Here is a 24,864-nt window from a genome sequence, read left to right on the forward strand (position 1 = left end):
CCGTTCGGACAGGGAGCCAGCTTAACCGCAACTGCATTGATGCCGCATGGTATCGAGTGCGGCATCGAGTGCGGCATCGGGCGCGCAGCCTACAGCAAGGCGTGTCCCAGGGTGCGCACGGCGATACCCACCGCGGCACCGAATACAGCCGGCTTCCATACGCTGCTCACGCGCCGGCCGGCCGAGATCAGCACCGCTACGCCGGGCACGTCCAGCGGGCTGATCAGGAAACCGGCGCTGCCGTTGAGGGTGGCGATACTGGCGGTGCCATTCTTGAGCATTTCGTCCATCACCCCCATCATCGCCGTGCCACCGGCAATGAACTTTGTCAGCGTGGGCAGGATCAGTGCCGGATCGATGCCGATCAGCGTGAGACCAGGGGCCAGCAGACGGGTGAGCAGGTCTATCGAACCGGTCAGACGCAGGACCATGACCGCGACCAGTGCCAGGACGAGCATGGGAATGGCGCCGATCGCGATCTTGAAGGCCTCGGCCCCGGCGCGGTTGATGACGTCCAGCACGCCCTTGGTGTCCTCGGCGACGCGATGGTGCAAGGTCTCATCAACCGGTGCTTCGAGGGCCGACAGGCCGCGGCCGAAGCCGTGATAGGTGAAGACGGCAGCGGTCAGACCGCCGAGTATCGACAGCAGAAGGGTCTGGCCGAAGGCCAGGCCCATCGCCGCCATCGGAAAGGTGACGTTGGCCTGTGCCATGGCCATGACCATGGCAAGGGTGGCGGCAAGGTGGCGATCGGACGAACCGCGACTTTCCATCATGGTGAGTGTGGCGACCGGCGCGGCGAAGCTGACGAAGTTGATCTGCAGTGCCGCGAACACGCCCAGCCCGGTCAAGCCCGCCGGGCGCAACAGCGGTGTGACGTAGGCGACCACGCGGTCGATCAGACCTTTAGCCTCGAGCAGCCGCATCAGCGACAGCATGACGACCATGATCGGCAGCAGTACGAACAAGGCGAGTTCCACCGCCGAGCGGCCGGCGCGCAGAATGATGTCGGTGAGCAGGTCCATTGCGCGTGAAGGGTTTGTGCAGTGCGGCGATCGTAGCGTGAAACGGGTGCGATGGGGGACAGCAATGCGGCAAACGCCTGCTGCCGGGTGATGCTGGCGGGCGTAGAATTCGCCCATGAGACCGATCTTCTGCCCCAGCTCAATGCGTCGCCTCGCATGGTTGGCGCTCGTTGCCGCGAGTGCACCGGCATGCGCGGACGCCACTTTTTCCGATTGTCTTGCGCGCATGCGCGCCGAATCCGTTCAGCGCGGGGTGTCACTGGCGAGTTTTGACGCCTATGCCGCGCCGATCGAGCCCGACATGAGTGTGCTGGGCTTTCTGGATGCCCAGCCCGAGTTCGTGACGCCGATCTGGGACTATCTCGCCGCGTTGGTGGACGACGAACGGGTTGCCGATGGTCGCGCCATGCTCGTGCAATGGGATGAGGTGCTGCGCAAGGTCGAGGCCGAATATGGCGTCGACCCGGCGACGGTCGTTGCCGTGTGGGGCGTCGAGAGCAATTTCGGGCGCAATTTCGGCACCCGGCCGCTGCTCACTTCGCTGGCCACGCTGTCCTGCTTTGGCCGTCGGCAAGGTTTTTTCAGCGGGGAGTTCTTCACCGCGCTGAAGATTGTCCAGGAAGGCAGCATTGCGCCCGAACGGCTGAACGGGTCGTGGGCGGGGGCGTTCGGACATACCCAGTTCATGCCCTCGACCTTCATGCGTCTCGCCGTGGATTTCGATGGTGATGGACGCCGTGATTTAGTCGACAGCGTGCCCGATGCCTTGGCGTCGACTGCCAATTTTCTTCGCCGCAGCGGGTGGCGCAGTCAAGAGCGCTGGGGCGTCGAGGTGAGACTGCCAGCCGGCTTCGATGCCGCCCTCGCAGGCAGGCGCAACCGGCATGCCGTCGCGTTCTGGGCCGGGCGCGGGGTGAGTCTGGCTGCGGGCGGTGCGCTGCCGGCAGACATGCCCGACAGCGGCCTGTTGCTGCCGACGGGCAGCGCCGGCCCTGCATTTCTTGTCGGGCGCAATTTCGATGCGCTGTATGCGTATAACGCGGCTGAAAGCTACGCCTTGGCCATTGCCCACCTGTCCGACCGCATGCGGGGCAAGGGCGCCTTCGTGCAGCCATGGCCAACCGACGATCCGGGGCTCTCGCGTCGCGAGCGACGTGAGCTTCAGACGCTCCTGTTGGCGCGCGGACACGATATCGGCGAGGCCGATGGCATGATCGGCAGCAAGACCCGCGAGGCGCTCAAGCGCGAACAGGCAGCGCTGGGCATGGCAGCCGACGGCCGCGCCGGGCAGCGTGTGCTGAAGGCCCTGCGCGAGGCGACGGGTGGCAAACCCTGAGTATCCGCGTCAGCCGCGCCGAAGGTCGCGCAAGGTCTGCGCATTGTCCTGCATCCAGCGCTCGAATTCGTCCGCCGGCATCGGCCGGCCCAGCAGATAGCCCTGGTATTCGGTACACCCTGCCGCGACCAGATGTCGCAGTTGCCCTTCGTTCTCGACGCCTTCGGCGATGACGCCGAGATCGAGGTTGCTGGCCATGGACAGGATGGTGGCGACGATGGCGACGTCGTCACCATCCTGTGGAATTCCCTCGACAAAACTGCGGTCGATCTTGAGGCGGTCGATCGGAAGGCGTTTCAGGTAACTGAGCGAGGAGTAGCCGGTACCGAAGTCGTCGATCGCGAGGGTGACGCCGAGTGTCTTGATCTGTTCCAGTTCGGCAATGCATTCCTCCACCCGCGCCAGAACGTGGCCTTCGGTGATCTCCAGTTCGAGCTGGGCCGGAGACAGGCCGGAGCGCGCAAGCGCGGCACCGACGATGTCATGCAGTTTGCCCCGCGAAACCTGTTGGCCCGACAGATTCACCGCGATACGAAGCGGAAAGCCGGCCCGGGTCCATATCTGGGCTTGTGCGCATGCCGTGTTGAGCACCCATTCGCCGATCTGCGCGATCAGGCCGATCTCTTCCGCGAGCGGAATGAAACGGTCAGGTCCCACCAGCCCGCGCTCGGGATGTTGCCAGCGGACCAGAGCCTCCGCCCCGCACAGGCGCCCGTCGGCACAGGATGCCTGGGGTTGATAGTGCAGGCGCAGTTCCCCGCGCTCGATCGCCCGTCGCAGCCCCCCTTCGAGTTCGAAGCGCTCACGACTGATGCGAGTCTGTTCTGCAGTGTAGAAGCGATAAGTGCTTCGTCCCTGGGCTTTGGCCTCGTACATGGCGGAGTCCGCGCAGCGCAGGAGCGCATCGCTGCTGTCCCCGTCGTTGGGGAAGAGGCTGATGCCGATACTCCCGCCGACGTAGATCTCGTGGCCGTCCAGGGCGATCGGGACTTCGAGTGCGCCGAGCAGCTTGACCGCTACGCGAGCTGCATCCTCCGCTTCGGCGACATCCTCGATGACGACCACGAACTCATCGCCCCCCTGTCGTGCCAGTGTGTCCTGATCCCGCACTGTTGCTTCGAGGCGGCGTGCCACCTCCTGCAGCAGGCGGTCGCCCACGGGATGGCCGAGGCTGTCGTTTACATGCTTGAATCGATCCAGATCGATGAACAGCAGTGCAAGCTTCCGCTCCCCGCGGCGCGCGCGATCGAGCGCGTGTTCGAGCCGGTCGGCGAGCAGGCTGCGGTTGGGCAGTCCGGTCAGGGCGTCATGGTGGGCAAGGTGGCGGATTCTGTCCTCGGCTTGCCGCTTGTCGCTGATATCGGTGAACATGGTGATGTAGTGGCGTGGCGCACCTGCCGCATCGCGTACGGCACTGACGCTATGCCATGCAGGAAAAGTGCCGCCGTCCTTGCGCGTCAGGATGGTCTCGCCATGCCAGGTGCCCGTATCCGCGACCTGCCGCCACAATACGTCGCAATGGTTGCCGTCGAGGTCACTCAGGCAGAGCGCTTCGCACAGTGTCTTGCCGCGTAGCTCGATGAGGCCGAACCCGGTGATCGCGTAACACGCTTCATTGACCTCCAGAATCCGACGCTGGCCATCGAGGATGAGCACCGCCTGCGGGCTGCCCTCGAACACTGAGGCGGCCAGCGCCAGGCTCGCACTGAGTTCGCTCAGCTGTTTTGACTGCTCGAGCACCTTGGCGGCGATGGGACGGATGGCGCGTGATGTCAGCAATGCGCCGACGAGCACGAGCAGCGTGATCATCAGCAACGGACTCGCAATCCGTGACAGGATGGGACTGTCGAAGGTCGAGGCCGGGGTGACGAGTGCAAAGCTCCAGCCCGGCACCTCGGGCAGTGGCGAGAAAGCGATGAGGCTCTTGGTGCCGCCCTCGTGCTCGAGTGGCTCGATGCCGGTCCTTCCGCCGGTGGTGCGGGCGAGAAAGTCCTGTTCGGGGCGTTGCGAGACCCGGGTGACGCCATCCCGGGCGTCGTGACCGATCTCCATCAGCGCGCCCGAAACGCTGTTGTACAGTAGCTGCAGCGTGTCAGGTCGGGCACGCCCGGCGTCCTTCAATACCTGTTCCAGCGCGATCAGCTCGAACGCAAGGATGTCGGTGCCCACGCGCTGCCCATCCCGTGAAAGGATGGGCGCGCTGACGAGCAGCACGCTCGCATCACCAATGATCAGCGGGCCGACGATTGCAGGGGTGGTCGCGGCGGAAACCAGCGGCAGCGAGGAGGGAATGGGCAGACCCAGTTCGAGGATGCGGTGGCCATTGCGGTCGAGGCAGGTCAGCGCGACGATATGGTCGCTTTGCTTGAGCGCATCAAGCAGGCGAGGCGTGAGGTAGTTGACGACCGCTGCGAGGTCGATCTTTCCCCGGTTGTAGGCATCGATCTCGTCGCGTATGCCGCTTCTGCTCGCGATCTGTCCGGCAATGTCGGTAGCTTTGCCAATGTACTGGCTGGCCGAACGTGCCTGCGCGCGGGCATCGTCGATGAAGGCCGAGGTCGCGAGTTCGCGCGCATCGCGATAGATGGGAAAAGCGGTGGCAATGGCAACGAGCAGGCCCGTGATCAGAATGCCCGCCATCGAGAAGGTCTGGATCCGGCGCTGGAGTTGCGCACTGTTTGCCATGGTCACGGCGTGTCTTGGTGTCTTCGTGTCTGCGTGATAGAGGCTGCCATTCTGCGGTCAGCGTCCTCACTACGTGTTGACGCGGGACAAACCCGCCGCCCCTGCAGTCAGGTGCCGGACCGGACGCCAGCCCGGTGGCCGGCAGCGGCGTCAGCGTCCTGCCACTTTCATCTGCTCGATCAGAATCGAGCCGCAATGTTTGGCGCCGCGCGGCAGGGCATCGTTGCCGATCGCCACGATATTGCGGAACATGTCGCGAAGATTGCCGGCGATGGTGATTTCCTCGACGGCATGCTTGATCTTGCCCTTCTCGACCCAGAAGCCGGCAGCGCCACGCGAATAGTCGCCGGTGACGTAATTGACACCGTGGCCGAGCAATTCGGTGACGAGGAGGCCCTTGTCCATTCGGCGGATCAGCGCGTCGAGGTCGTCCTGCCCCGCACTGACACGCAGGTTGTGCGAGCCGCCGGCGTTGCCCGTGGTCTGCATGCCCAGTTTGCGGGCAGAGTAGGTGGACAGGAAGTAGCCTTGCAGCATGCCGTCGGTCACGACATCGCGGTCATGCGTGGCCACACCGTCGTTGTCGAAGTAGCCCGATCCGAAAGCCTTCTTCAGATGAGGACGCTCGGCGATGCTGACCACCGGAGAGAACACCTGCTGGCCCAGACTGTCGAGGAGGAAGCTCGACTTACGGTACAGTGCGCCGCCGCTGACCGCCTGGACGAAATTGCCGATCAGCGCCACGGCAAGTTGCGACTCGAAAATCACCGGCACCTTACAAGTGCGGATCTTCTTTGCGCCGAGGCGTGCCAGGGCCCTTTCGCCGGCCGTGCGGCCGACATCGGCTGCCGACATCAGATCTGCCGCATCGCGCCGCGAGTCGTACCAGAATTCGCGCTGCATGTGCTCGCCTTCGCCGGCAATCACCGAGCATGACAGGCCATGGCGGCTGCTGGCATACCCTCCGATGAAGCCGAGGCTGTTGGCAGAGACGAAGTGCGACTGCTGAATGGAGACGTTGGCGCCTTCTGAATTGCTGATCTTCGGGCTGACCGCAAAGGCGGCCGCCTCGCATTCGCGGGCGAGCTCGAGTGCGCCGTCGACCGTGATGCCCCACGGATGGAAGAGATCGAGATCGGGACAGTCTTTTGCCATCAAGGCCTTGTCGGCGAGGCCGGCGCAGGGGTCGGGCGCGGTGAAGCGGGCGATGGACAGTGCCGCATCCACCGTGGCCTTGAGCGCCGCTTTGGAAAAGTCGGACGTGCTGGCGTGACCGCGCTGTTGCCCAAGGTAGACGGTGATGCCGATGCCCTTGTCGCGGTTGTACTCGATCGTATCCACCTCTCCCTTGCGCACCGCGACGGATTGCCCGAAGCCTTCGGAGACATCGGTCTCGCAGGCCGAGGCACCGCGTTTCTTTGCGTACTTGAGGATATCTGTTGCGATTTCGCGCAGATGGGCTGGGGAGAAAGAGAAGCCGGAAGCGGACATGGGCTGAAGACCGGTAAGCAAAGGCTATAATCTTAACCCGATCCCGCCCGATGCTTGCCTTACGATGGTTTCTCACGCTGATTCACCCCGTTCCAACGGCCCGCACGATGACGACTTCGAGCTTGAGCCGCCAAGCAAGAGCAGCCGCAAGCGCGCGATGCAGGCGCTGCAGGACCTGGGCGCCGAACTCGTTGCCCTGCCGCCGACACGTTTGCGCAAGGTGCCGCTGCCCGAATCCCTGTTCATCGCCATCCGCGACGCGCAGCGCCTGACGCGCAGGGACGAAGCCCTGCGCCGGCAGATGCAGTACATCGGCAAGCTGATGCGCAGTGTCGATCCCGCGCCGATTCAGGCGCAGCTGGAGCTTTTTCGCGGCCTGTCTTCAGCGGAAGTGGCACGTCAGCATCGGCTGGAAAAGCTGCGCAGCGACCTGATCGAGGACGAAAAGGTCATCGAGTACATCGTCGAGACCTGGCCCGAGGTCGATCTGCAGCACTTGCGCACCTTGCGTCGCAATGCGCTCAAGGAGCGCGAACAGAACAAGCCACCAAAGGCCTTTCGCGAGATCTTCAAGGTCTTGCGCGATCTCGATCGTGCCGGCGTGGCAGCGGACGATGACGATGAACCCGACGATAGCGACGACGCGGAGCACCACGCATGAGTGAACACATCAAGATTGGCCTGGTCTCGATCAGCGACCGGGCGTCCGACGGCCGTTACGAGGATCAGGGCATTCCTGCGCTGAAGGACTGGTTGGGCAAGGCGCTGACGTCGCCGTGGTCGGCCGAGACGCGATTGATTCCGGATGAACGTCCGATCATCGAGAGAACCCTGATCGAGCTGGCCGATCGGGCGGGGTGTTCGTTGATCCTCACCACCGGTGGTACCGGCCCTTCCCCGCGCGACGTGACCCCCGAGGCCACGCTGGCCGTGGGCGACAAGGAAATGCCCGGTTACGGCGAGGAAATGCGTCGCATCAGCCTGAATTTCGTACCCACGGCCATTCTGTCGCGGCAGGTTGCCGTGATCCGGGGCAAGACCCTGATCATCAACCTGCCCGGACAGCCGAAGTCGATCAAGGAAACCCTGGAAGGCGTGCGTGCCGCCGATGGCAGCGTGGTGCATGTCGGCATCTTTGCGGCCACGCCCTATTGCATCGATCTCATGGGGGGGCCCTACATTGAAACCGATGCAGCGGTCATCAAGGCCTGGCGGCCGAAACACGCCGTCCGCCCGCAAGCCTGACCACCGCACGCGCACCGATTGAAAATCGCGGCCCCGGCAGCACGATTCATCTGCTGCCGGGGCCGGCGTTCATTTGGGTACGATGCGAATCACGCTGCCCTTGAGCGATGCCGCTCGCGGCGGCGGCGCGGAAAGTTGCCGGCGCCGCTCCTGTTCGCGCCACCAGGCGCGCACGCCAAGCAGCGCGGCGAGAATCACGCCGTAGATCACCGGTTGCAAGATGTCTGCCTTGACCAGCCACCAGTAGTGCAGCACACCGAAGATCGCGATCGCGTACACCGAGCGATGCAGCGCCTGCCAGCGTCGGCCGCCGAGACGCTTGATGGCGGCATTGGTGGAGGTCGCCGCGAGCGGCACCATCAGCACCAGTGCAGTGAAGCCGACTGTGATGTACGGGCGTTTCAGGATGTCCTTGGCAATCGCGGCCCAGTCGAAGAACTGATCGAGCCACAGATAGATGGCGAAGTGCGCCACACCGTAGGCGAAGGCGAACAGGCCGAGCATGCGGCGCAGTCGCACCAGCCAGTGCAGGCCGGTGAGGCGCCGCAGCGGGGTGACGGCCAGCGTGATGAGCAGGAAGCGCAGGGTCCAGCTGCCGGTGGCGTGAGTGATGGTTTCGATCGGGTTGGCGCCGAGCTGATCGGCGCGCCAGCCCAGGACGAGCTGTGCGGCGGGAATCAGGCACAGCAGGAACAGGAAGGCCTTGATTGCGCCGATCTGGTCGGCGCTGACGGTTCGCATGGCAGTGGTCATGTGGCGAGGATACTCAGAACTGCTTGCGCAGGTCCATGCCCTGATAGAGGCTGGCGACCTGGTCTGCATAGCCGTTGAACATCAGCGTCGGACGCTTGCGGAATTCACCGATGCGACGTTCGCTGGACTGGCTCCAGCGCGGATGATCGACTTCCGGGTTCACGTTCGAATAGAACCCGTATTCGTGCGGAGCGGACTTGTTCCAGGCCGTGGCCGGCTGGGTTTCATGCAGGCGGATCGCGACGATGGACTTTGCGCTCTTGAAGCCGTACTTCCAGGGCACCACGATGCGAACTGGCGCGCCATTCTGGTTCGGCAGTACCTCACCATACAGGCCGACCGTCAGCAGGGTCAGCGGATGCATGGCCTCGTCCAGGCGCAGCCCCTCGGTGTAGGGCCAGTCGAGAATCCGGCGTCGGGTCATGATCTCGGGGTCGTAGTGGGTGACGAACTCGACGAACTTCGCGCTGCCGAGCGGATCGACCTGCTTGAGCAGGGTGGCCAGCGGAAATCCCACCCAGGGCACCACCATGGACCACGCTTCGACGCAGCGCAGGCGATAGATGCGTTCCTCGAGGGGGGCGAGCTTGAGCAAGGCGTCGATGTCGAAGGTGCGCGGCTTGCCGACGAGGCCCTCGACCCGGACCGTCCATGGCTGCACCTTCATGATGCCGGCGTTCTGCGCCGGGTCTTCCTTGCCGGTGCCGAATTCGTAGTAGTTGTTGTAGCTGGTCACGGCCTTGTAGGGCGTCTTTTCTTCCTTGATGCTGAACGGTGAGGTTTGCAGCGGCGACAGTTTCATCGGCGCGGCAGCGGCCGGGCTCGGCAGACCACTCCATACGGCAGCGCCGGCAATCACGCCCGCGCCGGCCTTGAGCAGGAAGCGACGGCGGTCTTCGAATAGGGCGCGCGGGGTAATCTCGGAGGCGACGATATCGTCGGGGCGTTTGATGAGCATGATCGGAGTCCGTTAGTGATGGCTGGCGGGATAATGCTGAGTCGCGTATCGGTCGTCCGTTCTTACACACGACGCGGAAACAGGGTGCGACATACGTGCGCTAGGGTTGTGACGTCAGCGGATGCAAAGGGTTCTCAGCGCAGGAGCTGACGATAGACGTCGGTGGCCGCGGGCAGCAGCGCCTGGCGCGACATCCTGCCCGACAGCGCGTAGGCAAGGCCGCCGTCTATCCAGTAGAAGGTCCCGATGTCGTCGTGCTCGGCAAAGCGGAAGGCCGTATCGTCCCTTCGGTCCGGATCCACGCTGACGTACAGGGTGAGGCGCTCACCGGCGTCGTTCTCATACATGAACTGCGCGCTGGGGCCTGCATCGGCACTCAGCAGACGTCCGCCCATCAGCTGATAGCCGTGGCGGTCGAGCGCCGGGATGTGCAATGTGCGGCCGAGGCGCTTGGAGAGCCAGGCTACCAGATGCTGTTCCTGATCGGCGCCGACCTCGACTGCGTGGCGTTGCTCCGGACTGAATACCGCGTGGGCGATGGCTGCATTGCGCACCAGCTGGGTGGGGGCGTCGTCCGGGTGGCGACCGAGCTGGTAGCCGGTGGCGATGCCGAGCAGGCTGCCGAACGCGATCCAGCCCACCGCCGCGGCCATGGCGAGCGAACGGCGGGGACGGCGCACCGCCTCTCGCAGTCGCGCCGGAATGGCTTCTTCGGCGACCGGGTCGTAAGCACTGTGGAGGGCGGCGTTGAGTTCCCGCCAATGGTTCAGCGTCTGCGCCTTGTCGGGATGTGCCGCAAGCCAGGCTTCGACCTCGGCGCGGCGCTCTGCTTCCAGCCGGCCATCGGTCCAGGCGTGGAGGTCGTCTTCGGATATCGGTGGCGAGGCCATGGTCACTTCACCCGCTTGAGATGAGAGGCTTGCATTTCGTCTCCGTCCAGCGCCGCACGGAGACGGGTGCGGGCTCGCGACAGCCGTGACATCACTGTCCCGACCGGTGTGCCGGTGATGGCGGCCACCTCCTGGTAGCTGAGGTCTTCGAGTCCGACCAGCAGCAGTACTTCGCGCTGGTCTGGCGGCAGTGCGTCCAGCGCGCGATCGAGATCGCGTAACGCGAGGCCGTTTGCAAGCGTGTCACGCACGCTGCTCTCGGGAAGCGTGTCTTCGTCCCGGTATTCGATGGGCGAGGGTCTGCGCACGTCATTGACGAACTGGTTGTGCATCATCGTCATCAGCCATCCACGCAGGTTGCCCGGGCGCCACAGGCGCCACTTGCCGAGAGCTCGCTCAAGGGTGTCCTGCACAAGATCGTCGGCGCGGTTGGGGTCGCCCGTCAACGCTCGCGCATAGCGGCGCAGAGGCGGAATCTCCGCCAGCAGGTCGCGTTCGTGCAGGATCATCGCTACGTGTGCCGCTCAGGCGCTCAGGGGCGCGCGAGGTGCCAGACCCCGTTGAATCCGTCACCGCTGCGGTCGCCCGGTTTCGTGTCCTTGATCCACTGGTACAGCGGTTTGCCCTTGTATGCCCATTGTTTGCTGCCATCGTCACGCGTAATGGGTGTCCAGTCGCTCATCGGCTTGGCGTCGGCCGCGGCCGTGAGCGGCGGCCAGTTGGTGGCGCAGGGACCATTGCATACGCTCTTGCCGGCATTGGCAGGGTCCTTGTCGAAGACATAAAGGCTCATGCCGGTGCTGGTGCTGAGAAAACCATCGTGCTCCATCGCCGGCATCTCGCCGCTCGTGCCGGCGCTTGCGCAGCCCGCAAGAAGGGCGAGCAATACGGGCGCGGTGGCGCGCCGGAAGGCGGATTGAAAGCGTGTGTTCATGGTCGTTCTCCTTTGGGTGGGTGTACTGCATGAACAGTGCGCGGGCGCGGATTATTCCCACGGTGTGAAAAGAAATCCGCGGGGATTGACTGCAAGGCCAGAAAAACGGGGACTTGGGCTAGAATTGTGAGCTCACTTCAGCCTGACTGCAGGGTTTTTCACCATGTCCGCCTCAATGAAGATTCACATCGACGACGTCCGCATTTCCGAAATCAAGGAGCTGGTGCCGCCTGCGCACGTGTTGCGCGAGTTTCCGGCCACGCCCAAGGCCGCGGAGGTTGCATATGAGGCGCGCCAGGCCATCCATCGCATTCTCTATGGTGCGGACGACCGCCTGCTGGTGGTGATTGGGCCGTGTTCCATTCACGACCCCCAGGCAGCAATCGAATACGCACACAGGCTCAAGGCCGAGGCCGACCGCCTCAAGGGCGACCTGCTGATCGTGATGCGGGTGTATTTCGAGAAGCCGCGTACCACGGTGGGATGGAAGGGGCTGATCAATGATCCGCACCTGGACAACAGCTACGCAATCAACGAAGGCGTGCGCCTGGCGCGCAAGCTGTTGTGGGAGGTCAATGAGATCGGTCTGCCTGCGGGCACCGAGTTCCTCGACATGATCACGCCGCAGTACATCGCGGATCTGATTGCATGGGGGGCGATCGGTGCGCGCACGACCGAAAGCCAGGTTCACCGTGAACTCGCCTCCGGCCTGTCGTGTCCGGTCGGGTTCAAGAACGGCACCGACGGCAATGTGCGAATCGCGGTGGATGCGATCAAGGCTGCGCAGGCGCCGCACCATTTCCTCAGCGTGACCAAAGCCGGGCACTCGGCCATCGTCAGCACCCGCGGTAACGAGGATTGCCATGCCATTCTGCGTGGCGGCAAGGCGCCCAACTACGACGCCGAAAGCGTGGATGCGGCGTGCAAGGATCTGGCCGCCGGTGGTGTGCCGGGCAAGGTGATGGTGGATTTCTCGCATGCCAACAGCCGCAAGCAGCATCGACTGCAGATCGAGGTGGCGCATGACGTCGCGCGACAGCTGGCCGACGGCGAGGATCGCATCATCGGCGTGATGGTGGAGTCGCACCTCAAGGAAGGGCGGCAGGACCTCAAGCCGGGCGTCGAACTCGAGTACGGCAAGAGCATCACCGATGCCTGCATTGGCTGGGAAGACAGCGTGCTGGTGCTCGACGTGCTTGCCGAGGGCGTGCGCCAGCGCAGGGTGCGGCGCGCAGCCGAACTGGAGTAATCGGCACGGCAGGGGTTGCACCCGAACACGGCCACACGCTGCCGTCTTCGGGTGCTTGCGTCAGTAGAACAGCTTGCCGATATCCACCGAAGAGCGCCGGCCCAGCGCCGCATGGTGGGCGTCCAGCCATGCAGTCGTGCGTGTGCGCCCCTGTTCCCTCAGCATGTCGAGAAAGGCCTGATTCGGAATCAGCCGGGTTTCCGCTGCGAGTTGACTGAGGAGCTCTTCGGCCTCGATCAGGTGGAAATGCGTATTGAGCAGGCGTCGTTCGAGTCGGCCCCGAGGCAAGGGGGCAGTGGCCGAAAATTCGCGGGCGTGGGCAAACATCCGCATTTCGCGCAGAAAGGTCGAATTGAAGGCGAGGTCAAGGGTGCGCGCCTGGATCTCGTCACTGCCGCGTGGTGTGTTGCCATGCAGCAACGGATTCAGTAGCACCAGCAGGATGTCGTTGGCGGCGCAATCGTAGAAGAGGGGAAAGACTGCCGGGTTGGCCGAATAGGCGCCATCCCAGTAGGGATGGCCGTCGATTTCGATTGCGCGCTGCATCAGGGGCAGGCAGGCGGAGGCGGAGACCGCTGCCGCGCTGATTTCATGCGCCGAGAACAGTCTCAGCCTGCCGGTATTGGCGTTGGTGGCGGCGACGAAGAGTTTGACCGGGCAGTCGGCGCGCAAGGCTTCGAAGTCGACTTGACTGGTGAGGATCTCGCGCAGCGGATCGACGTTCAGGGGGTTAAGCTGTTCGGGGGAGAAATTTTGCGCCCATTTGAGCATCAGCTTGATTCCGGCGGACAGACCTGCGCCGGCCGGGTCGCCGTTGCCGAATGGCATGTCCGCAGCGGCACTCGCGCCCACCGCGTGCCAGAATCGGGCGAGCGCCTCGCGGGCGCCGTCGCGGCCGCCGAGACGAAGACCGTGGGCAAGAACAACCGCATTCATCGCCCCTGCGCTGGTGCCGCTGATACCTTCGAAATGCACACGGCCGTCTTCGAGCAAGGCGTCGAGCACGCCCCAGGTGAACGCGCCGTGGGCGCCGCCGCCTTGCAGGGCGAGATTGATGGTGTGCCTGGGAGAGCGGCGAAACAGCATGACGGACTCCTTGTTGCAGCGGCCGGATTGAAGCATGCTCGCGGTTCGGCGTTACGCCGGGCGCTACGCCATCATCGCATTGTCGTGCAGCAATGTGTGTCTCCAATGTCGCGCAAAGTGGCTGGGATGCGTCGTCGTGTAGCGGGGTGACGGGTACAGGCCGGAGGGAAGCGTTCAATTGCAGGTCAGTGATGCGGGCAACCCGCAGCGTGTCGACAGCGGCGCGGCGCACGTGCGCAAGATCATCCATTGCGACTGTGACTGCTTTTACGCTGCGGTGGAAATGCGCGACGACCCCGCGCTGCGGGGGAGGCCGGTCGCCGTTGGTGGGCGTGCCGAGTCGCGCGGCGTCATCGCGACCTGCAATTACGAGGCGCGTGCGTTCGGCGTACATTCGGCCATGTCCACGATGCGGGCGATGAAACTGTGTCCGCAGCTGGTGCTCTTGCCACCGGATTTCGAGCGTTACCGGGCGGCATCGCGCCAGATCCTGGATATCTATCGGGCCTACACGCCGCTGGTGGAGCCGCTTTCTCTCGATGAGGCCTATCTCGACGTTACCGGCGTATCGCTCTGTCAGGGGTCGGCGACGCTGATGGCGCGGGAGATGCGGGCGCGTATTCAGGCAGAAGTCGGGATCACGGCGTCGGCCGGTATCGCCCCGAACAAGTTCATCGCCAAGGTCGCGAGCGACTGGAACAAGCCCGACGGACAGTATGTCGTGCGGCCGCAGGATGTGGACGCCTTCGTCGAGGCGCTGCCGGTGAAGAAGCTGTTCGGCGTGGGCAAGGTCACCGCCGCGCGCTTGAGCCGACTGGGCGTGGAAAACTGCGGCGACTTGCGCGCCTGGTCACTGACCGAGCTGAGCCGCGAATTCGGCGCATTCGGCGCCAGTCTGCACGCCCTTTGCAGGGGCATCGACAACCGGCCGGTGCGTCCCGATCGCATTCGCAAGTCGCTTTCGGTGGAAACAACCTATGTGAAGGATCTGCCCGATCTGGCCGCCTGCCGTGCGGCACTGCCGGCGCTGGTGGACGAGTTTTCGCGCCGCTTCGAACGGGCCCGGGAAACGCGGCCGGTGCACAAGGCCGTGGTGAAGATCAAATTTGCCGATTTCTCGCAAACGACCGTGGAGTGCGTGGCGACCGCGCCCGACCAAACCGTGTGGATGGCGCTGCTGGAAGAGGGGCATGCCAGGCGCGGATTGCCGGTGCGCCTGCTCGGTGTGGGTGTGCGCTTTGGTGAGGAACCGCGTGCAGCATCCCATTCGGGGCAGATCGGGCTGTTCGGCTAGCGCACATGTGATCGACGGCTGCGAAGTCGCAACATCATTGACGCAGGGCAAAGGCGCGCGGCGTCGAACTCAATTCCCGATACAGGCGGCCTGCGGCTTCGAGTGCACCTTCCATGTAGCCGCCGCCATAGGCGGCGCTCTCGGATCCACCGAAATGCAGCTTTTCTGCCCATGTGGGGACCCGCAGCTCGGGGTCGGCGTAGTGCGGGTGTGTGCGCGACGGCGTCCGATCGAGTACGCTGCAACTCAGGCGATCGAGCGACCAGTCGTGATGGAGCAGGCGTCCGTCGCGCGCACTGGTGCCGAACAATTGCCCGAGGTGGCTGGCCGCGAGCAGATCCATTCCGCCACGAAACGCATCGCGTTGCAGCGGAGAGAGCGCGACGAAGGCGCACAGTGTGGCGTCTCCGTGGCCGTCGCAGGCGTCCCAGGTTTCTGCAAGCACGGCGCGGGGATGGTGTGCGGTGGCAGTGCCGGAAAGTCCCTGACGGCGCCAGAATGCCTCTGGATAGCGGGCAACGAACTTGGCCTGTGCGGCCATCCAGGTCGGGCAGTTGCGTAGCGAGGCCTGCAACGGCGATGTGAGGGCGGGTTCGAACGCTATCCGCTCCTCGATCAGCCGCGGAGGCATGGCCAGCACGACGTTGCGTGCGGATAACACGCGTTCGCCGGCCGCTTCGCGCAGGTGGAGTTCGATGTGCGCGCCGCGATCGCGCAGTGCGCTCAGGGTGTGCGACAGATGCAGTCTTTCCGCTGGCAGGCGGGCCGCAAGCGCCTTGACCAGCGACTGCATGCCGCCACGCAGGCGGCGGGCGCCACCATGTACGTCGGTCTGCTCGAAAATGGACGGTTTGCCCTCGGGATCATGCTGCAGAAGGTGTTGGCCTTCCTCCCATTGAGGCATGCTTTCCAGTCCGAGATCGGCAATCAGGCGCGTGATTCTGGGCTGATGTGCTGGCCAGTACCATGTCGGTCCGAGGTCGATGCCCTCCGCCGTGCTGAGGATGCGGCCGCCGAGGCGGTCGCGTGCGTCGAACAGGGCGAAGTCGCGCCCCGCGCTCTGCAGCAGGCTGGCCAATGCAAGGCCATTGAGGCCGCCGCCGATGATTGCCGTGTCGAGCATGATCCACCTCTGGTCGGTGTGCGAAGGAGTCGACCGCGCGATGCAAGCTTCATTCCATGCACTGGAGGTCTGCCACGTTTGCCGATGCAGACGGTCTTGCGGGGGCTGCGGCCGATGTCGCCGGCGGCCTGATGTGTCGTGTTGTCGGCATTCCTTGCCGCGATGTGCGTTTCGCGTCAGTGCGAGACCGGATGGACGAGCCTGAAGGTCAGATTGAGGCGCATGTCGCCGACGCCGGCGTCTGCGGGTACGGCATGTTCCCAATGTTGCTGAAAAGGTGGCCGCATCAGCAGCAGGGTGCCGGGTGCGAGGGCGAGATGGCCGCTTGCACCGGGCTGGCCCGGTTTGGGCCGCCAGTGGAACTGGCGTACTGCGCCGAGGCTGAGCGAGGCAATGAGCGGCGCGGGTCCGAGGTCGTCCTCGTCATCCGCGTGCCAGCCTACGCTGTCCCGGCCGTCGCGATAGAGATTTGCCAGCACCGCATTGAATCGGGCGCCGGTAATCTCTTCGACCCGCTGTCGCAAGCCGTCCAGCACGGGCGTCCACGGGTGGGAGTTGAGCAGGTTTGCCGCGTAGCGATAGTCGATTCCCCGATCGGAAAACCATGCCTGCAGCCGCGGAAGCTGAAAGCGTCGCCCCGCGGCGACGAAGGCACCGTCGTTCCAGAGAATCTCCGTGTACAGGGTGTCGAGCAGTTCGGCCGCCTCGGCGGCCGAAAGCAAGGTGTGGACATCGATCAGGGGGTGGCGCACGGTCTGAGACGGTCCCGCTTGGCAAGCCGTCTCAGGCGTTCTTGCGCTTCTGCCACAGAACGTCGCCGCGACCGCCCGCGCGGTTGAGTACGCGCCCGAGCACGAAGAGGAGATCGGACAGGCGGTTGAGATACTGCCGCGGGCCGTCGTTGACGGCTTCTTCCAGTGCCAGCGCCACCAGCGCGCGTTCGGCCCGGCGGCATACCGTGCGCGCATGGTGTGCCAGCGCGGCGGCGCGGGTGCCGCCCGGCAGGATGAAGTCCTTGAGCGGCTCGAGCGGCTCGTTGAAGCGATCGAGTTCGGACTCGAGATGCTCGACCTGCTTGCCGGTGATCATGCTCATGCCGGGAATGCAGACCTCGCCGCCGAGATCGAACAGGTCGTGCTGCACGTTGGTCATCAACGTGCGCACGTCCTCGGGCAGTTCTTCGCAGAGCAGCAGGCCAACGATCGCGTTGACTTCGTCCACCTCACCGAGCGCATGGATACGCAAGCTGTTCTTCGATACGCGTTTGCCGTCACCCAGGCCGGTGGTGCCGGCATCGCCGGTGCGGGTGTAGATCTTGGAGAGGCGGTGTCCCATGTTGTTCTCGTTGGTGGTGTTGACGTGAACGTCAATTATAGAGGAGAGGCGCACGTTCGCGACGGTGCGGCCGCGGATGGTGTTTAAGCTCATGATAAACTGGCGCGATCGCCCGCTGCGCCGGGTAACGTCCTGTCTGAACGCCAAACTCCATGAAATCTGCCGAAATTCGCGACAAGTTCCTCAAGTTCTTCGAATCGAAGGGCCACCAGATCGTGGCTTCTTCGTCGCTGGTGCCACACGAGGACCCGACCCTGCTGTTTACCAACGCGGGCATGAACCAGTTCAAGGACGTCTTCCTCGGCTTCGACAAGCGTCCCTATTCCCGCGCGACCACGTCGCAGAAGTGCGTGCGGGCGGGCGGCAAGCATAACGACCTCGAGAACGTGGGCTACACCGCACGCCACCACACCTTCTTCGAGATGCTGGGCAACTTCAGCTTTGGCGACTACTTCAAGCGCGACGCGATCACCTACGCCTGGGAGTTGCTGACCGAAGTGTTCAAGCTGCCCAAGGACAAACTGTGGGTGACGGTGTATGCCGAGGACGACGAGGCCTACGACATCTGGACCAGGGAGGTGGGCGTGCCTGCCGAACGCGTGATCCGCATCGGCGACAACAAGGGCGCGCGCTACGCGTCCGACAACTTCTGGATGATGGGCGACACCGGTCCTTGTGGGCCGTGCACGGAGATCTTCTATGATCATGGCGAGCACATCTGGGGTGGCCCGCCGGGATCGCCCGAGGAGGATGGCGACCGCTACATCGAGATCTGGAACAACGTGTTCATGCAGTTCAACCGTGACGAGGCCGGCGTGATGCATCCGCTGCCCAAACCTTCGGTGGACACCGGCATGGGGCTGGAACGGGTGTCGGCCGTACTGCAGGGCGTACATGCCAACTACGAGATCGATCTGTTCCAGGCGCTGATTGCCGCCGCCGCACGTGAAACCAGCGTCGCAGACATGGATTCGCCCTCGCTCAAGGTGCTCGCCGACCATATCCGTGCCTGTGCCTTCCTGATCGCCGACGGCGTGATTCCGGGCAACGAGGGGCGCGGCTACGTTCTGCGCCGCATCATCCGCCGCGCCATCCGTCACGGTTACAAGCTCGGTGCGCGCGCCGCCTTCTTCCACCGCATGGTGCCCGACCTCGTGGCCGAGATGGGCGCGGCCTATCCCGAACTCAAGGCCGGCGAGCGGCGGGTAATGGATGTGCTGAGGCAGGAAGAGGAACGCTTCTTCGCCACCATCGAGAATGGCATGGCCATCGTCGAGGCGGAACTCGATGCGATGGCGAAGGTGGGCAACAAGGTATTCAACGGCGATACCGCATTCAAGCTGCACGACACCTACGGCTTTCCGCTCGACCTCACTGCCGACATCTGCCGTGAACGCGAAGTCACCGTGGATGCCGCCGCTTTCGATGCGGCCATGGCGCGCCAGAAAGAGCAGGCGCGTGCAGCTGGCAAGTTCAAGATGGCGGCCAATCTCGAGTACGAGGGCCCGGCCACCAGCTTCCACGGCTACGAGCAGCTCGAGGCCAGGGCCAATGTGCTGGCGCTGTACAAGGACGGCGTGGCGGTCAACGAACTGGTCGAGGGCGATCTGGGCGTGGTGGTGCTCGATCACACGCCGTTCTATGCCGAGTCCGGCGGCCAGGTGGGCGACCGCGGCGAACTGAAAGGCGCGGCCGGCATCTTCGCGGTCGAGGACACGCTGAAGATTCAGGCCGCGGTGTTCGGTCACCATGGCGTGCTCAAGACCGGCAAGATGGTCGTGGGGCAGGGGGTGGCGGCAAGAGTCGACGCCGTGGCCCGTGCGGCGACCGCCCGCAACCACTCGGTGACCCACCTGATGCACAAGGCGCTGCGTGAGGTACTCGGCAGCCATGTGCAGCAGAAGGGCTCGCAGGTGGACGCGGATAAGACCCGCTTCGACTTTGCGCACTCGGCGCCGATGACCGCCGAGGAGGTACGCGAGGTCGAGGAGATCGTCAATCGTGAGATCCTGGCCAACACCGCAACCGAAGCTGCGGTGATGGGGCTGGAGGATGCGCAGAAGTCGGGCGCGATGATGCTGTTCGGCGAGAAATACGGCGATGAGGTGCGGGTGCTCAGCATCGGTTCGTCGAAGGAATTGTGCGGCGGCACCCATGTCGGGCGCACTGGCGACATCGGTCTGTTCAAGGTCGTGATGGAAGGCGGGGTGGCAGCGGGGGTGCGCCGCGTCGAGGCCATCACCGGCGAGAATGCACTGCGTTACCTGCAGGAGCAGGAGCGCAGGGTGCACGGCATGTCGGCGCTGCTCAAGGTGCAGCCGGACGAGGTTGCGGAGCGCGTGGCCGGTGTGCTCGACAACGTTCGCGTGCTGGAGAAGGAGGTGGCGCGCCTGAAGTCGAAGCTGGCTGCGAGCCAGGGCGATGACCTGATGAATCAGGCTGCGGACGTCAAGGGCGTCAAGGTGCTGGCGGCGGTGCTGGAAGGCGCGGACGTACCGACCCTGCGCGAGGCCATGGACAAGCTCAAGGACAAGCTGAAGTCGGCGGCAATCGTGCTGGCCTCGGTGGTCGACGGCAAGGTGTCGCTGATTGCCGGCGTGACGGCGGACCAGACCTCGAAGGTGAAGGCGGGCGAGCTGGTGAATTTCGTTGCCCAGCAGGTCGGCGGCAAGGGTGGCGGTCGTCCGGACATGGCGCAGGCAGGCGGCACCGATCCTGAAAAGCTGCCAGCGGCGCTGGCGGGGGTGCAGGCTTGGGTGGACGGCAAGCTGTAAGCTGCTGCCAACCCAGGATGAGAAACGGCTGCTCGAGCTCAGGCTTTTGCAGCTGTTTTTTTGTGGCTGATGGGCGACTGAACTCCGTGGTCGGCGGCGGCACCTTGCCGTGCCGGGCAGACGTTCGCGGCCTTCGGCTGAGGCACCGCGGCGGCGTCGGCGCAAACTCGGTCGCTGCGCGCCCTCAGACATGCGCCGCCTTGTTTCCGCCGCAGCACCTCAGCCGACGGCGCTCTCGACAGCCCGTCACGGCAAGGCACCGCCGCCTTTGGGACGGAGGTGTGTCTGAGGATTGAAACGCTCGTGCGTCTGGTGGCTCAGATAGGCGTTCGCCTTTTAACTTCGTATTGGCACCGGCTTTGGCATGTGGGTGGGGTTTTTGTGCAGGCGGCGAGGACTGTCCGAGCCCGCAGGGCGAGTTCCGCAGCCGGCGGAGCAAACACCCCGCCCGCGTGCCAGTACAGCACGATACATGGCGCCATGCGCCCGAAAAGTAGCGCCGGGGTTCATTCCGGCGCTTCTTTTCAGCATTCAAGCCCGTTCAGCGATCAGAACGGCAGCTTGATCCCCGGCCACACGGCTTCGATGGCCTTGCGGAAGTCAGCCTGGATGCGCGCGATGGCCCCCTCGCTGTCGGCTTCGAAGCGCAGCACCACGACCGGCGTGGTGTTGGACGGACGGGCGAGGCCGAAGCCGTCGGTGTACTCGACGCGAACCCCATCCAGTGTGATGACCTCCTGCGCGCCGTCGAACGCCGCACCTTCCTTGAGGCGCTTGACCAGCTCGAAGGGCTCGCCTTCGTTCATCTTGATATTCAGTTCGGGCGTGCTGATGGCGTCCGGCAGGGCTTTCAGGACGGCATTGCCGTCCGGATGGCGTGACAGGATCTCGAGCAGGCGAACGCCCGCGTAGAGGCCATCGTCGAATCCGTACCAGCGCTCTCGGAAGAACATGTGGCCGCTCATCTCGCCCGCGAGCGGTGCGCCGGTCTCCTTGAGCTTGGCCTTGACCAGTGCATGGCCGGTGTTCCACATCGTTGCCTTGCCGCCGCGCGCCTTGATCCAGCCCGCCAGGTTACGCGTGCATTTGACGTCGTAGATGATCTCGCCGCCCGGGACGCGGGTCAGCACGTCTTCGGCAAACAACATCAGCTGGCGGTCGGGATAGATGATCTCGCCATCCTTGGTGACCACGCCGAGGCGGTCTCCGTCGCCGTCGAAGGCGAGGCCGAGCTCGGCGTCGGTTTCCCGCAGCGTGCGGACCACGTCCTGCAGGTTTTCGGGCTTGGACGGGTCCGGATGATGATTGGGGAAGTTGCCATCGACTTCGCAGAACAGTTCGATCACTTCGCAGCCCAGGCGCTTGAACAGTTCGGGGGCGATGCCGCCGGCTACGCCGTTGCCGCAATCGACAACGATCTTCATCGGGCGCGCGAGCTTGACGTCGCTCACGATGCGCTCGAGATAGGCCTCATCCACGCTGGCCGTGGTGAGCTTGCCTGCACCGTGACTCAGGTTGTTGTCGGCGATGCGCTGGCGCAGGGCCTGGATCTGCTCGCCGAAAAGCGTCTGACCACCGAGCACCATCTTGAGGCCGTTGTAGTCCGGCGGGTTGTGGCTGCCGGTGACCGAGACGCAGGAGTTGGTACCGAGCTGGTACGCCGCGAAATAGCTCAGCGGCGTGGGAACGCAGCCGATATCGATGACATCGATGCCCGCGGCACGAATGCCGTCAGCCAGTGCGCCAGCCAGTTCGGGGCCCGACAGGCGACCGTCGCGGCCGATGGCAATCGACTGCTGACCCCGCGCGACGGCTTCTGAGCCAAGGGCGTGACCGATGGCGCGGACCGCATCGGCCGTCAGGGATTTATCGACGATGCCGCGAATATCGTAGGCCTTGAAGATTTCCGGGGCGGGCAGGGCGTGCGCAGTCTGGGTCATGTGGGCTTCCAGTGGATGATGGGTGCAGTGCAGCATAGTATGCCAGAGGATTTTGATGATGCCTGTGCGTGGATGGACGTCGGCGCCTCATTCCTCCGATAGTACTGCATCGAAATGTTGCAGCAGGCGTTGTGGCAACCAGTCGGGCGAGCCGGGCCATGGAGCATCGAGAAAGCCCACATGTCCGCCTTCGGACGGGCATTCGAAACGGATCGAGCGGCTCAGCTCTCGGGCAGTGGGCAATGCCGCGGGCGGGACGAAGGGATCGTTGGCCGCGCACAGCAACAGGGTCGGACAACGGATCGCGGCCAGCCAGGGGCGCGAAGAGGCGCGTTTCCAGTAGTCCGCTGCACCTGCAAATCCATGCACCGGACCGGTATAGGCATCGTCGAAGGCGTACAGGGTCGCGGCTTGCCTGACACGCGTGCCGTCGAAGAGGCCGGGGTAGGCCTGAAGCTTGTGCAGCGCCTTGTCCTTGAGCGTGTTGAGGAAATGCCGCGTGTAAACCCTGTTGAACCCGCGTGCCAAGGCATGGCCGGAAACCGTCAGGTCGAGTGGCGGGCAGATAGCCGCTGCGCCATCTATCAGCGTTGCCGCCTGGCCCTCCTGTTCGCCGAGCCATTTCAGCAGGGCATTGCCGCCGAGCGAGACGCCTGCGGCGAATATCGACGCGGCGCCCGCCTCACGATGCAGGCGCCGCAGCACCCAGTCAATTTCGGCACTGTCGCCTGAATGGTAGGCGCGGGGCAGTCGATTGGGTTCGCCGGAGCAGCCACGAAAGTGCGGGATCACCCCGCGCCATCCGCGTGCCGACAATGCCCGCATCAATGAACGCGCATAGTGAGAGTGACTCGAGCCTTCCAAGCCGTGAAAGAGCAACACCAATGGCGCATCGTGCCGTGCGCCCGGGAGCCAGTCGAGATCGATGAAGTCGCCATCGGGCGTGTCCCAGCGCTCCCTGCGATAGGAGGGCAGCGCGCCTTTGCACGCCACAGGCAGGATGGTCTGCAAATGCGCGCCGCGCAGCCACCAGGGGGCGCGGTAGGTGGAGGTCTGAGGGTCGCTCAATGAACCACGCGAGGCGTGCCCTGAACCTGGATATCCATCAGGTTGGGCGTTGGCGAAGCATGGTGCATGACCATGCGCCATCCGTTGCCGCCGCGTGCATAGACGTTGGTGGCGACGATCGGCGGCCCGGCGGGTTCACTGCCCGCTTCGGCGACTTCCTCCAGGACATTGTGGACCGCCAGAACCAGGGTCTCGCTGACGACGGTATGAGAGGTGCGGACGCTGAGCCGCATGCCGCTGGCGAAGATCTGTCGCCACAATTCGCGCACGGCCGCCAGGCCGACGATGCGCGGGCCGTTGGGGTGAACGCAGACCACCTCGTCGTCCGCCGACCACACGGACATCATCGTCTCGAGGTCGGCGCGTGCGAGCGCGTCGTAAAATGCCGCCTCGGCGTCAGCCGGCGTGGTGAAAACGGTATCGCTCAAGCTGTGTGTTCCTCGAGAGCCCGGCCGGTGCGTGCGTGGTGACGAAGTCGTCGCGCGCGCACCGGCCAGCGCATCAGTGATGCCCCTTGGGCGCTTCACCCGCAAACACGTACTTCGTGCTGCAATAGGGGCAGGTGGCTGTGCCCTCTTTCAGAACGTCGAGAAAGACGCGGGGATGCTGTGCCCACAGCGGGGCATCCGGCTGCGGGCAATGCAGCGGCAGATCATGGGCGGTGACCTCGACCGTTCGAGCCTTGTTGTCAGTCATGGCGTTCTCCTCAGACCTTGGCCAGCCAGTGCTGGTATTCGGGTGCGCGGCCGTTGACCACGTCGAAGAAGCGCGCCTGGATCCTGGTGGTGATCGGGCCGCGCTTGCCCTCGCCGATGGTGCGGTCGTCCAGTTCGCGGATCGGCGTGACCTCGGCCGCCGTGCCAGTGAAGAAGGCTTCGTCGGCGATGTAGATGTCGTCGCGCGTCATGCGCTTGGCTTGCACTTCGAGGCCGAACTCACGTGCGATGGTGATGATCGAGTCGCGGGTGATGCCGGTCAATGCGGAGGCGATTTCGGGTTCGAAGATCTTGCCGTCCTTGATCACGAACAGGTTTTCGCCCGCGCCTTCGGCGACGAAGCCCTGGTTGTCGAGCAGCAGCGCCTCGTCGTACCCGTGCTGGGTGACTTCGAGGTTGGCGAGAATCGAGTTCGGGTAGGTGCCGGCCAGCTTGGCGCGCGGCATTGTCGAGTTGACGTGATGACGCGTGTAGGACGAGGTCTTGACGCGGATGCCGCGCTCCAGGCCCTCCTCGCCGAGGTAGGCGCCCCAGGGCCACGCCGCGATGGCCACATGCACCGTGGCGCCGCGGGTGGAGATGCCCATCTTTTCCGAACCGTAGAACGCCAGCGGGCGCAGGTAGCAGGACTCGAGCTTGTTGGCGCGCACGACCTCCTTCTGCGCTTCCATGAGTTCATCCTTGGAGTAAGGGATGTTCATCATGTAGATCTTGGCGGAGTTGATCAGGCGTTGCGTGTGCTCGGCGAGGCGGAAGATCGCAGTGCCATTGGCGGTGTTGTAGGCACGCACACCCTCGAATACGGCCAGGCCGTAGTGCAGGGAATGGGTCAGCACGTGCGTGGTCGCTTCGCGCCACGGAACGAGCTTGCCGTCTTGCCAGATGAAACCGTCGCGATCAGCCATGGACATATCAGGTTCTCCACCAATGAGAAGTGTTTGAGTGTGCCCGGTGAGCCCGGG

General features: G+C 64.4%; 23 protein-coding genes. 6 read left to right on the top strand and 17 right to left on the bottom strand.

All coding sequences use genetic code 11. The annotated features are described in order from the left end of the window. Window positions 1-89 precede the first annotated feature (89 nt). Window positions 90-1,025: a nucleoside recognition family protein gene (locus J5J83_RS20485; protein WP_212351821.1), complete on the bottom strand. Its 936-nt coding sequence runs from the start codon at window positions 1,023-1,025 to the stop codon at window positions 90-92. A 142-nt stretch (window positions 1,026-1,167) separates the two neighbouring features. Between J5J83_RS20485 and J5J83_RS20490 the strand changes: the two genes are divergently transcribed. Then, window positions 1,168-2,361: a lytic murein transglycosylase gene (locus tag J5J83_RS20490; protein WP_212353493.1), complete on the top strand. Its 1,194-nt coding sequence runs from the start codon at window positions 1,168-1,170 to the stop codon at window positions 2,359-2,361. Between the two features lie 9 nt (window positions 2,362-2,370). Here the strand turns inward: J5J83_RS20490 and J5J83_RS20495 are convergent, their stop codons facing one another. Together J5J83_RS20495 and pmbA are read right to left on the bottom strand one after the other, a co-directional pair. Beyond that, window positions 2,371-5,046 carry an EAL domain-containing protein gene (locus J5J83_RS20495; RefSeq protein WP_212351823.1) on the bottom strand — a complete coding sequence of 892 codons (2,676 nt, stop codon included), beginning with the start codon at window positions 5,044-5,046 and terminating at the stop codon, window positions 2,371-2,373. Between the two features lie 150 nt (window positions 5,047-5,196). Continuing rightward, complete coding sequence (pmbA, locus tag J5J83_RS20500; RefSeq protein ID WP_212351826.1) at window positions 5,197-6,537, bottom strand: metalloprotease PmbA; 1,341 nt, start codon at window positions 6,535-6,537, stop codon at window positions 5,197-5,199. 64 nt (window positions 6,538-6,601) lie between these two features. Between pmbA and yjgA the strand changes: the two genes are divergently transcribed. Both yjgA and mog read left to right on the top strand, forming a co-directional pair. Beyond that, a complete protein-coding gene (gene yjgA, locus J5J83_RS20505) occupies window positions 6,602-7,198 on the top strand; it encodes a ribosome biogenesis factor YjgA (protein WP_212351827.1) in 597 nt (198 codons plus the stop codon). Continuing rightward, window positions 7,195-7,782, top strand: coding sequence for a molybdopterin adenylyltransferase (mog, locus tag J5J83_RS20510; protein WP_212351829.1), 588 nt, complete (start codon window positions 7,195-7,197; stop codon window positions 7,780-7,782). The genes yjgA and mog overlap by 4 nt, the downstream gene beginning before the upstream one ends. A 69-nt stretch (window positions 7,783-7,851) precedes the next feature. On the opposite strand, the gene J5J83_RS20515 is transcribed toward mog, so the two are convergent. From J5J83_RS20515 to J5J83_RS20535, 5 genes are all read right to left on the bottom strand, one after another. After that, window positions 7,852-8,535, bottom strand: coding sequence for a protein-methionine-sulfoxide reductase heme-binding subunit MsrQ (locus J5J83_RS20515; protein ID WP_212351831.1), 684 nt, complete (start codon window positions 8,533-8,535; stop codon window positions 7,852-7,854). Window positions 8,536-8,548: 13 nt separating this feature from the next. Beyond that, window positions 8,549-9,493 carry a protein-methionine-sulfoxide reductase catalytic subunit MsrP gene (gene msrP, locus J5J83_RS20520; RefSeq protein WP_212351833.1) on the bottom strand — a complete coding sequence of 315 codons (945 nt, stop codon included), beginning with the start codon at window positions 9,491-9,493 and terminating at the stop codon, window positions 8,549-8,551. Between the two features lie 134 nt (window positions 9,494-9,627). Beyond that, window positions 9,628-10,383 carry an anti-sigma factor gene (locus J5J83_RS20525; RefSeq protein WP_212351835.1) on the bottom strand — a complete coding sequence of 252 codons (756 nt, stop codon included), beginning with the start codon at window positions 10,381-10,383 and terminating at the stop codon, window positions 9,628-9,630. A gap of 2 nt (window positions 10,384-10,385) precedes the next feature. After that, entirely contained in the window at window positions 10,386-10,892 is a 507-nt protein-coding gene (locus J5J83_RS20530; RefSeq protein WP_212351837.1) for a sigma-70 family RNA polymerase sigma factor, read from the bottom strand. A 23-nt stretch (window positions 10,893-10,915) separates the two neighbouring features. Beyond that, a complete protein-coding gene (locus J5J83_RS20535) occupies window positions 10,916-11,317 on the bottom strand; it encodes a hypothetical protein (RefSeq protein WP_212351839.1) in 402 nt (133 codons plus the stop codon). A 163-nt stretch (window positions 11,318-11,480) separates the two neighbouring features. Here J5J83_RS20535 and aroG point away from each other — a divergent pair, with 163 nt between their 5' ends. Then, a complete protein-coding gene (aroG, locus tag J5J83_RS20540; RefSeq protein WP_282959140.1) occupies window positions 11,481-12,566 on the top strand; it encodes a 3-deoxy-7-phosphoheptulonate synthase AroG in 1,086 nt (361 codons plus the stop codon). Window positions 12,567-12,626: 60 nt separating this feature from the next. Here the strand turns inward: aroG and J5J83_RS20545 are convergent, their stop codons facing one another. Then, window positions 12,627-13,652 (bottom strand): patatin-like phospholipase family protein, encoded by a 1,026-nt coding sequence (locus J5J83_RS20545; protein ID WP_212351843.1) that lies wholly within the window; start codon window positions 13,650-13,652, stop codon window positions 12,627-12,629. A 232-nt stretch (window positions 13,653-13,884) separates the two neighbouring features. Here J5J83_RS20545 and dinB point away from each other — a divergent pair, with 232 nt between their 5' ends. Continuing rightward, window positions 13,885-14,946, top strand: a complete 1,062-nt coding sequence (gene dinB, locus J5J83_RS20550) for a DNA polymerase IV (protein WP_212353510.1) — start codon at window positions 13,885-13,887, stop codon at window positions 14,944-14,946. 34 nt (window positions 14,947-14,980) lie between these two features. Here the strand turns inward: dinB and J5J83_RS20555 are convergent, their stop codons facing one another. From J5J83_RS20555 to J5J83_RS20565, 3 genes are all read right to left on the bottom strand, one after another. Beyond that, on the bottom strand, window positions 14,981-16,069 hold the full coding sequence (locus J5J83_RS20555) for an FAD-dependent oxidoreductase (protein ID WP_212351845.1): 1,089 nt from the start codon (window positions 16,067-16,069) through the stop codon (window positions 14,981-14,983). A 176-nt stretch (window positions 16,070-16,245) separates the two neighbouring features. Further along, a complete protein-coding gene (locus tag J5J83_RS20560) occupies window positions 16,246-16,821 on the bottom strand; it encodes an alpha-ketoglutarate-dependent dioxygenase AlkB (protein ID WP_212351847.1) in 576 nt (191 codons plus the stop codon). A gap of 31 nt (window positions 16,822-16,852) precedes the next feature. After that, complete coding sequence (locus tag J5J83_RS20565) at window positions 16,853-17,404, bottom strand: cob(I)yrinic acid a,c-diamide adenosyltransferase (protein WP_212353514.1); 552 nt, start codon at window positions 17,402-17,404, stop codon at window positions 16,853-16,855. A 152-nt stretch (window positions 17,405-17,556) separates the two neighbouring features. Here J5J83_RS20565 and alaS point away from each other — a divergent pair, with 152 nt between their 5' ends. Further along, entirely contained in the window at window positions 17,557-20,178 is a 2,622-nt protein-coding gene (gene alaS / locus J5J83_RS20570) for an alanine--tRNA ligase (protein ID WP_212351849.1), read from the top strand. 548 nt (window positions 20,179-20,726) lie between these two features. On the opposite strand, the gene J5J83_RS20575 is transcribed toward alaS, so the two are convergent. The 5 genes from J5J83_RS20575 to J5J83_RS20595 all read right to left on the bottom strand — a co-directional run bounded on the left by J5J83_RS20575 (window position 20,727) and on the right by J5J83_RS20595 (window position 24,813). Next, window positions 20,727-22,118 carry a phosphomannomutase/phosphoglucomutase gene (locus J5J83_RS20575; RefSeq protein ID WP_212351851.1) on the bottom strand — a complete coding sequence of 464 codons (1,392 nt, stop codon included), beginning with the start codon at window positions 22,116-22,118 and terminating at the stop codon, window positions 20,727-20,729. An 87-nt stretch (window positions 22,119-22,205) separates the two neighbouring features. Continuing rightward, window positions 22,206-23,186, bottom strand: coding sequence for a hydrolase (locus J5J83_RS20580; protein ID WP_249115806.1), 981 nt, complete (start codon window positions 23,184-23,186; stop codon window positions 22,206-22,208). Beyond that, window positions 23,183-23,614, bottom strand: a complete 432-nt coding sequence (locus J5J83_RS20585; protein WP_212351855.1) for a nuclear transport factor 2 family protein — start codon at window positions 23,612-23,614, stop codon at window positions 23,183-23,185. The genes J5J83_RS20580 and J5J83_RS20585 overlap by 4 nt, the downstream gene beginning before the upstream one ends. Before the next feature lie 73 nt (window positions 23,615-23,687). Then, window positions 23,688-23,882, bottom strand: coding sequence for a zinc-finger domain-containing protein (locus J5J83_RS20590; protein ID WP_212351858.1), 195 nt, complete (start codon window positions 23,880-23,882; stop codon window positions 23,688-23,690). Between the two features lie 10 nt (window positions 23,883-23,892). Next, the gene (locus J5J83_RS20595) at window positions 23,893-24,813 is read right to left on the bottom strand and encodes a branched-chain amino acid transaminase (RefSeq protein WP_212351860.1); all 921 of its coding nucleotides are present in this window, start codon (window positions 24,811-24,813) and stop codon (window positions 23,893-23,895) included. Window positions 24,814-24,864: the final 51 nt, after the last annotated feature.

This window comes from Azoarcus sp. L1K30 (genome assembly GCF_018122735.1).
In the GTDB taxonomy this organism is placed as follows: Bacteria; Pseudomonadota; Gammaproteobacteria; order Burkholderiales; family Rhodocyclaceae; genus Parazoarcus.

Bases quoted from the DNA above. Each gene is read 5' to 3' on its own strand.
- J5J83_RS20485 (WP_212351821.1), bottom strand. From the start codon at position 1,025: ATGGACCTGCTCACCGACATCATTCTGCGCGCCGGCCGCTCGGCGGTG.
- J5J83_RS20490 (WP_212353493.1), top strand. From the start codon at position 1,168: ATGCGTCGCCTCGCATGGTTGGCGCTCGTTGCCGCGAGTGCACCGGCA.
- J5J83_RS20495 (WP_212351823.1), bottom strand. From the start codon at position 5,046: ATGGCAAACAGTGCGCAACTCCAGCGCCGGATCCAGACCTTCTCGATG.
- pmbA (WP_212351826.1), bottom strand. From the start codon at position 6,537: ATGTCCGCTTCCGGCTTCTCTTTCTCCCCAGCCCATCTGCGCGAAATC.
- yjgA (WP_212351827.1), top strand. From the start codon at position 6,602: ATGGTTTCTCACGCTGATTCACCCCGTTCCAACGGCCCGCACGATGAC.
- mog (WP_212351829.1), top strand. From the start codon at position 7,195: ATGAGTGAACACATCAAGATTGGCCTGGTCTCGATCAGCGACCGGGCG.
- J5J83_RS20515 (WP_212351831.1), bottom strand. From the start codon at position 8,535: ATGACCACTGCCATGCGAACCGTCAGCGCCGACCAGATCGGCGCAATC.
- msrP (WP_212351833.1), bottom strand. From the start codon at position 9,493: ATGCTCATCAAACGCCCCGACGATATCGTCGCCTCCGAGATTACCCCG.
- J5J83_RS20525 (WP_212351835.1), bottom strand. From the start codon at position 10,383: ATGGCCTCGCCACCGATATCCGAAGACGACCTCCACGCCTGGACCGAT.
- J5J83_RS20530 (WP_212351837.1), bottom strand. From the start codon at position 10,892: ATGATCCTGCACGAACGCGACCTGCTGGCGGAGATTCCGCCTCTGCGC.
- J5J83_RS20535 (WP_212351839.1), bottom strand. From the start codon at position 11,317: ATGAACACACGCTTTCAATCCGCCTTCCGGCGCGCCACCGCGCCCGTA.
- aroG (WP_282959140.1), top strand. From the start codon at position 11,481: ATGTCCGCCTCAATGAAGATTCACATCGACGACGTCCGCATTTCCGAA.
- J5J83_RS20545 (WP_212351843.1), bottom strand. From the start codon at position 13,652: ATGCTGTTTCGCCGCTCTCCCAGGCACACCATCAATCTCGCCCTGCAA.
- J5J83_RS20555 (WP_212351845.1), bottom strand. From the start codon at position 16,069: ATGCTCGACACGGCAATCATCGGCGGCGGCCTCAATGGCCTTGCATTG.
- J5J83_RS20565 (WP_212353514.1), bottom strand. From the start codon at position 17,404: ATGGGACACCGCCTCTCCAAGATCTACACCCGCACCGGCGATGCCGGC.
- alaS (WP_212351849.1), top strand. From the start codon at position 17,557: ATGAAATCTGCCGAAATTCGCGACAAGTTCCTCAAGTTCTTCGAATCG.
- J5J83_RS20575 (WP_212351851.1), bottom strand. From the start codon at position 22,118: ATGACCCAGACTGCGCACGCCCTGCCCGCCCCGGAAATCTTCAAGGCC.
- J5J83_RS20590 (WP_212351858.1), bottom strand. From the start codon at position 23,882: ATGACTGACAACAAGGCTCGAACGGTCGAGGTCACCGCCCATGATCTG.
- J5J83_RS20595 (WP_212351860.1), bottom strand. From the start codon at position 24,813: ATGTCCATGGCTGATCGCGACGGTTTCATCTGGCAAGACGGCAAGCTC.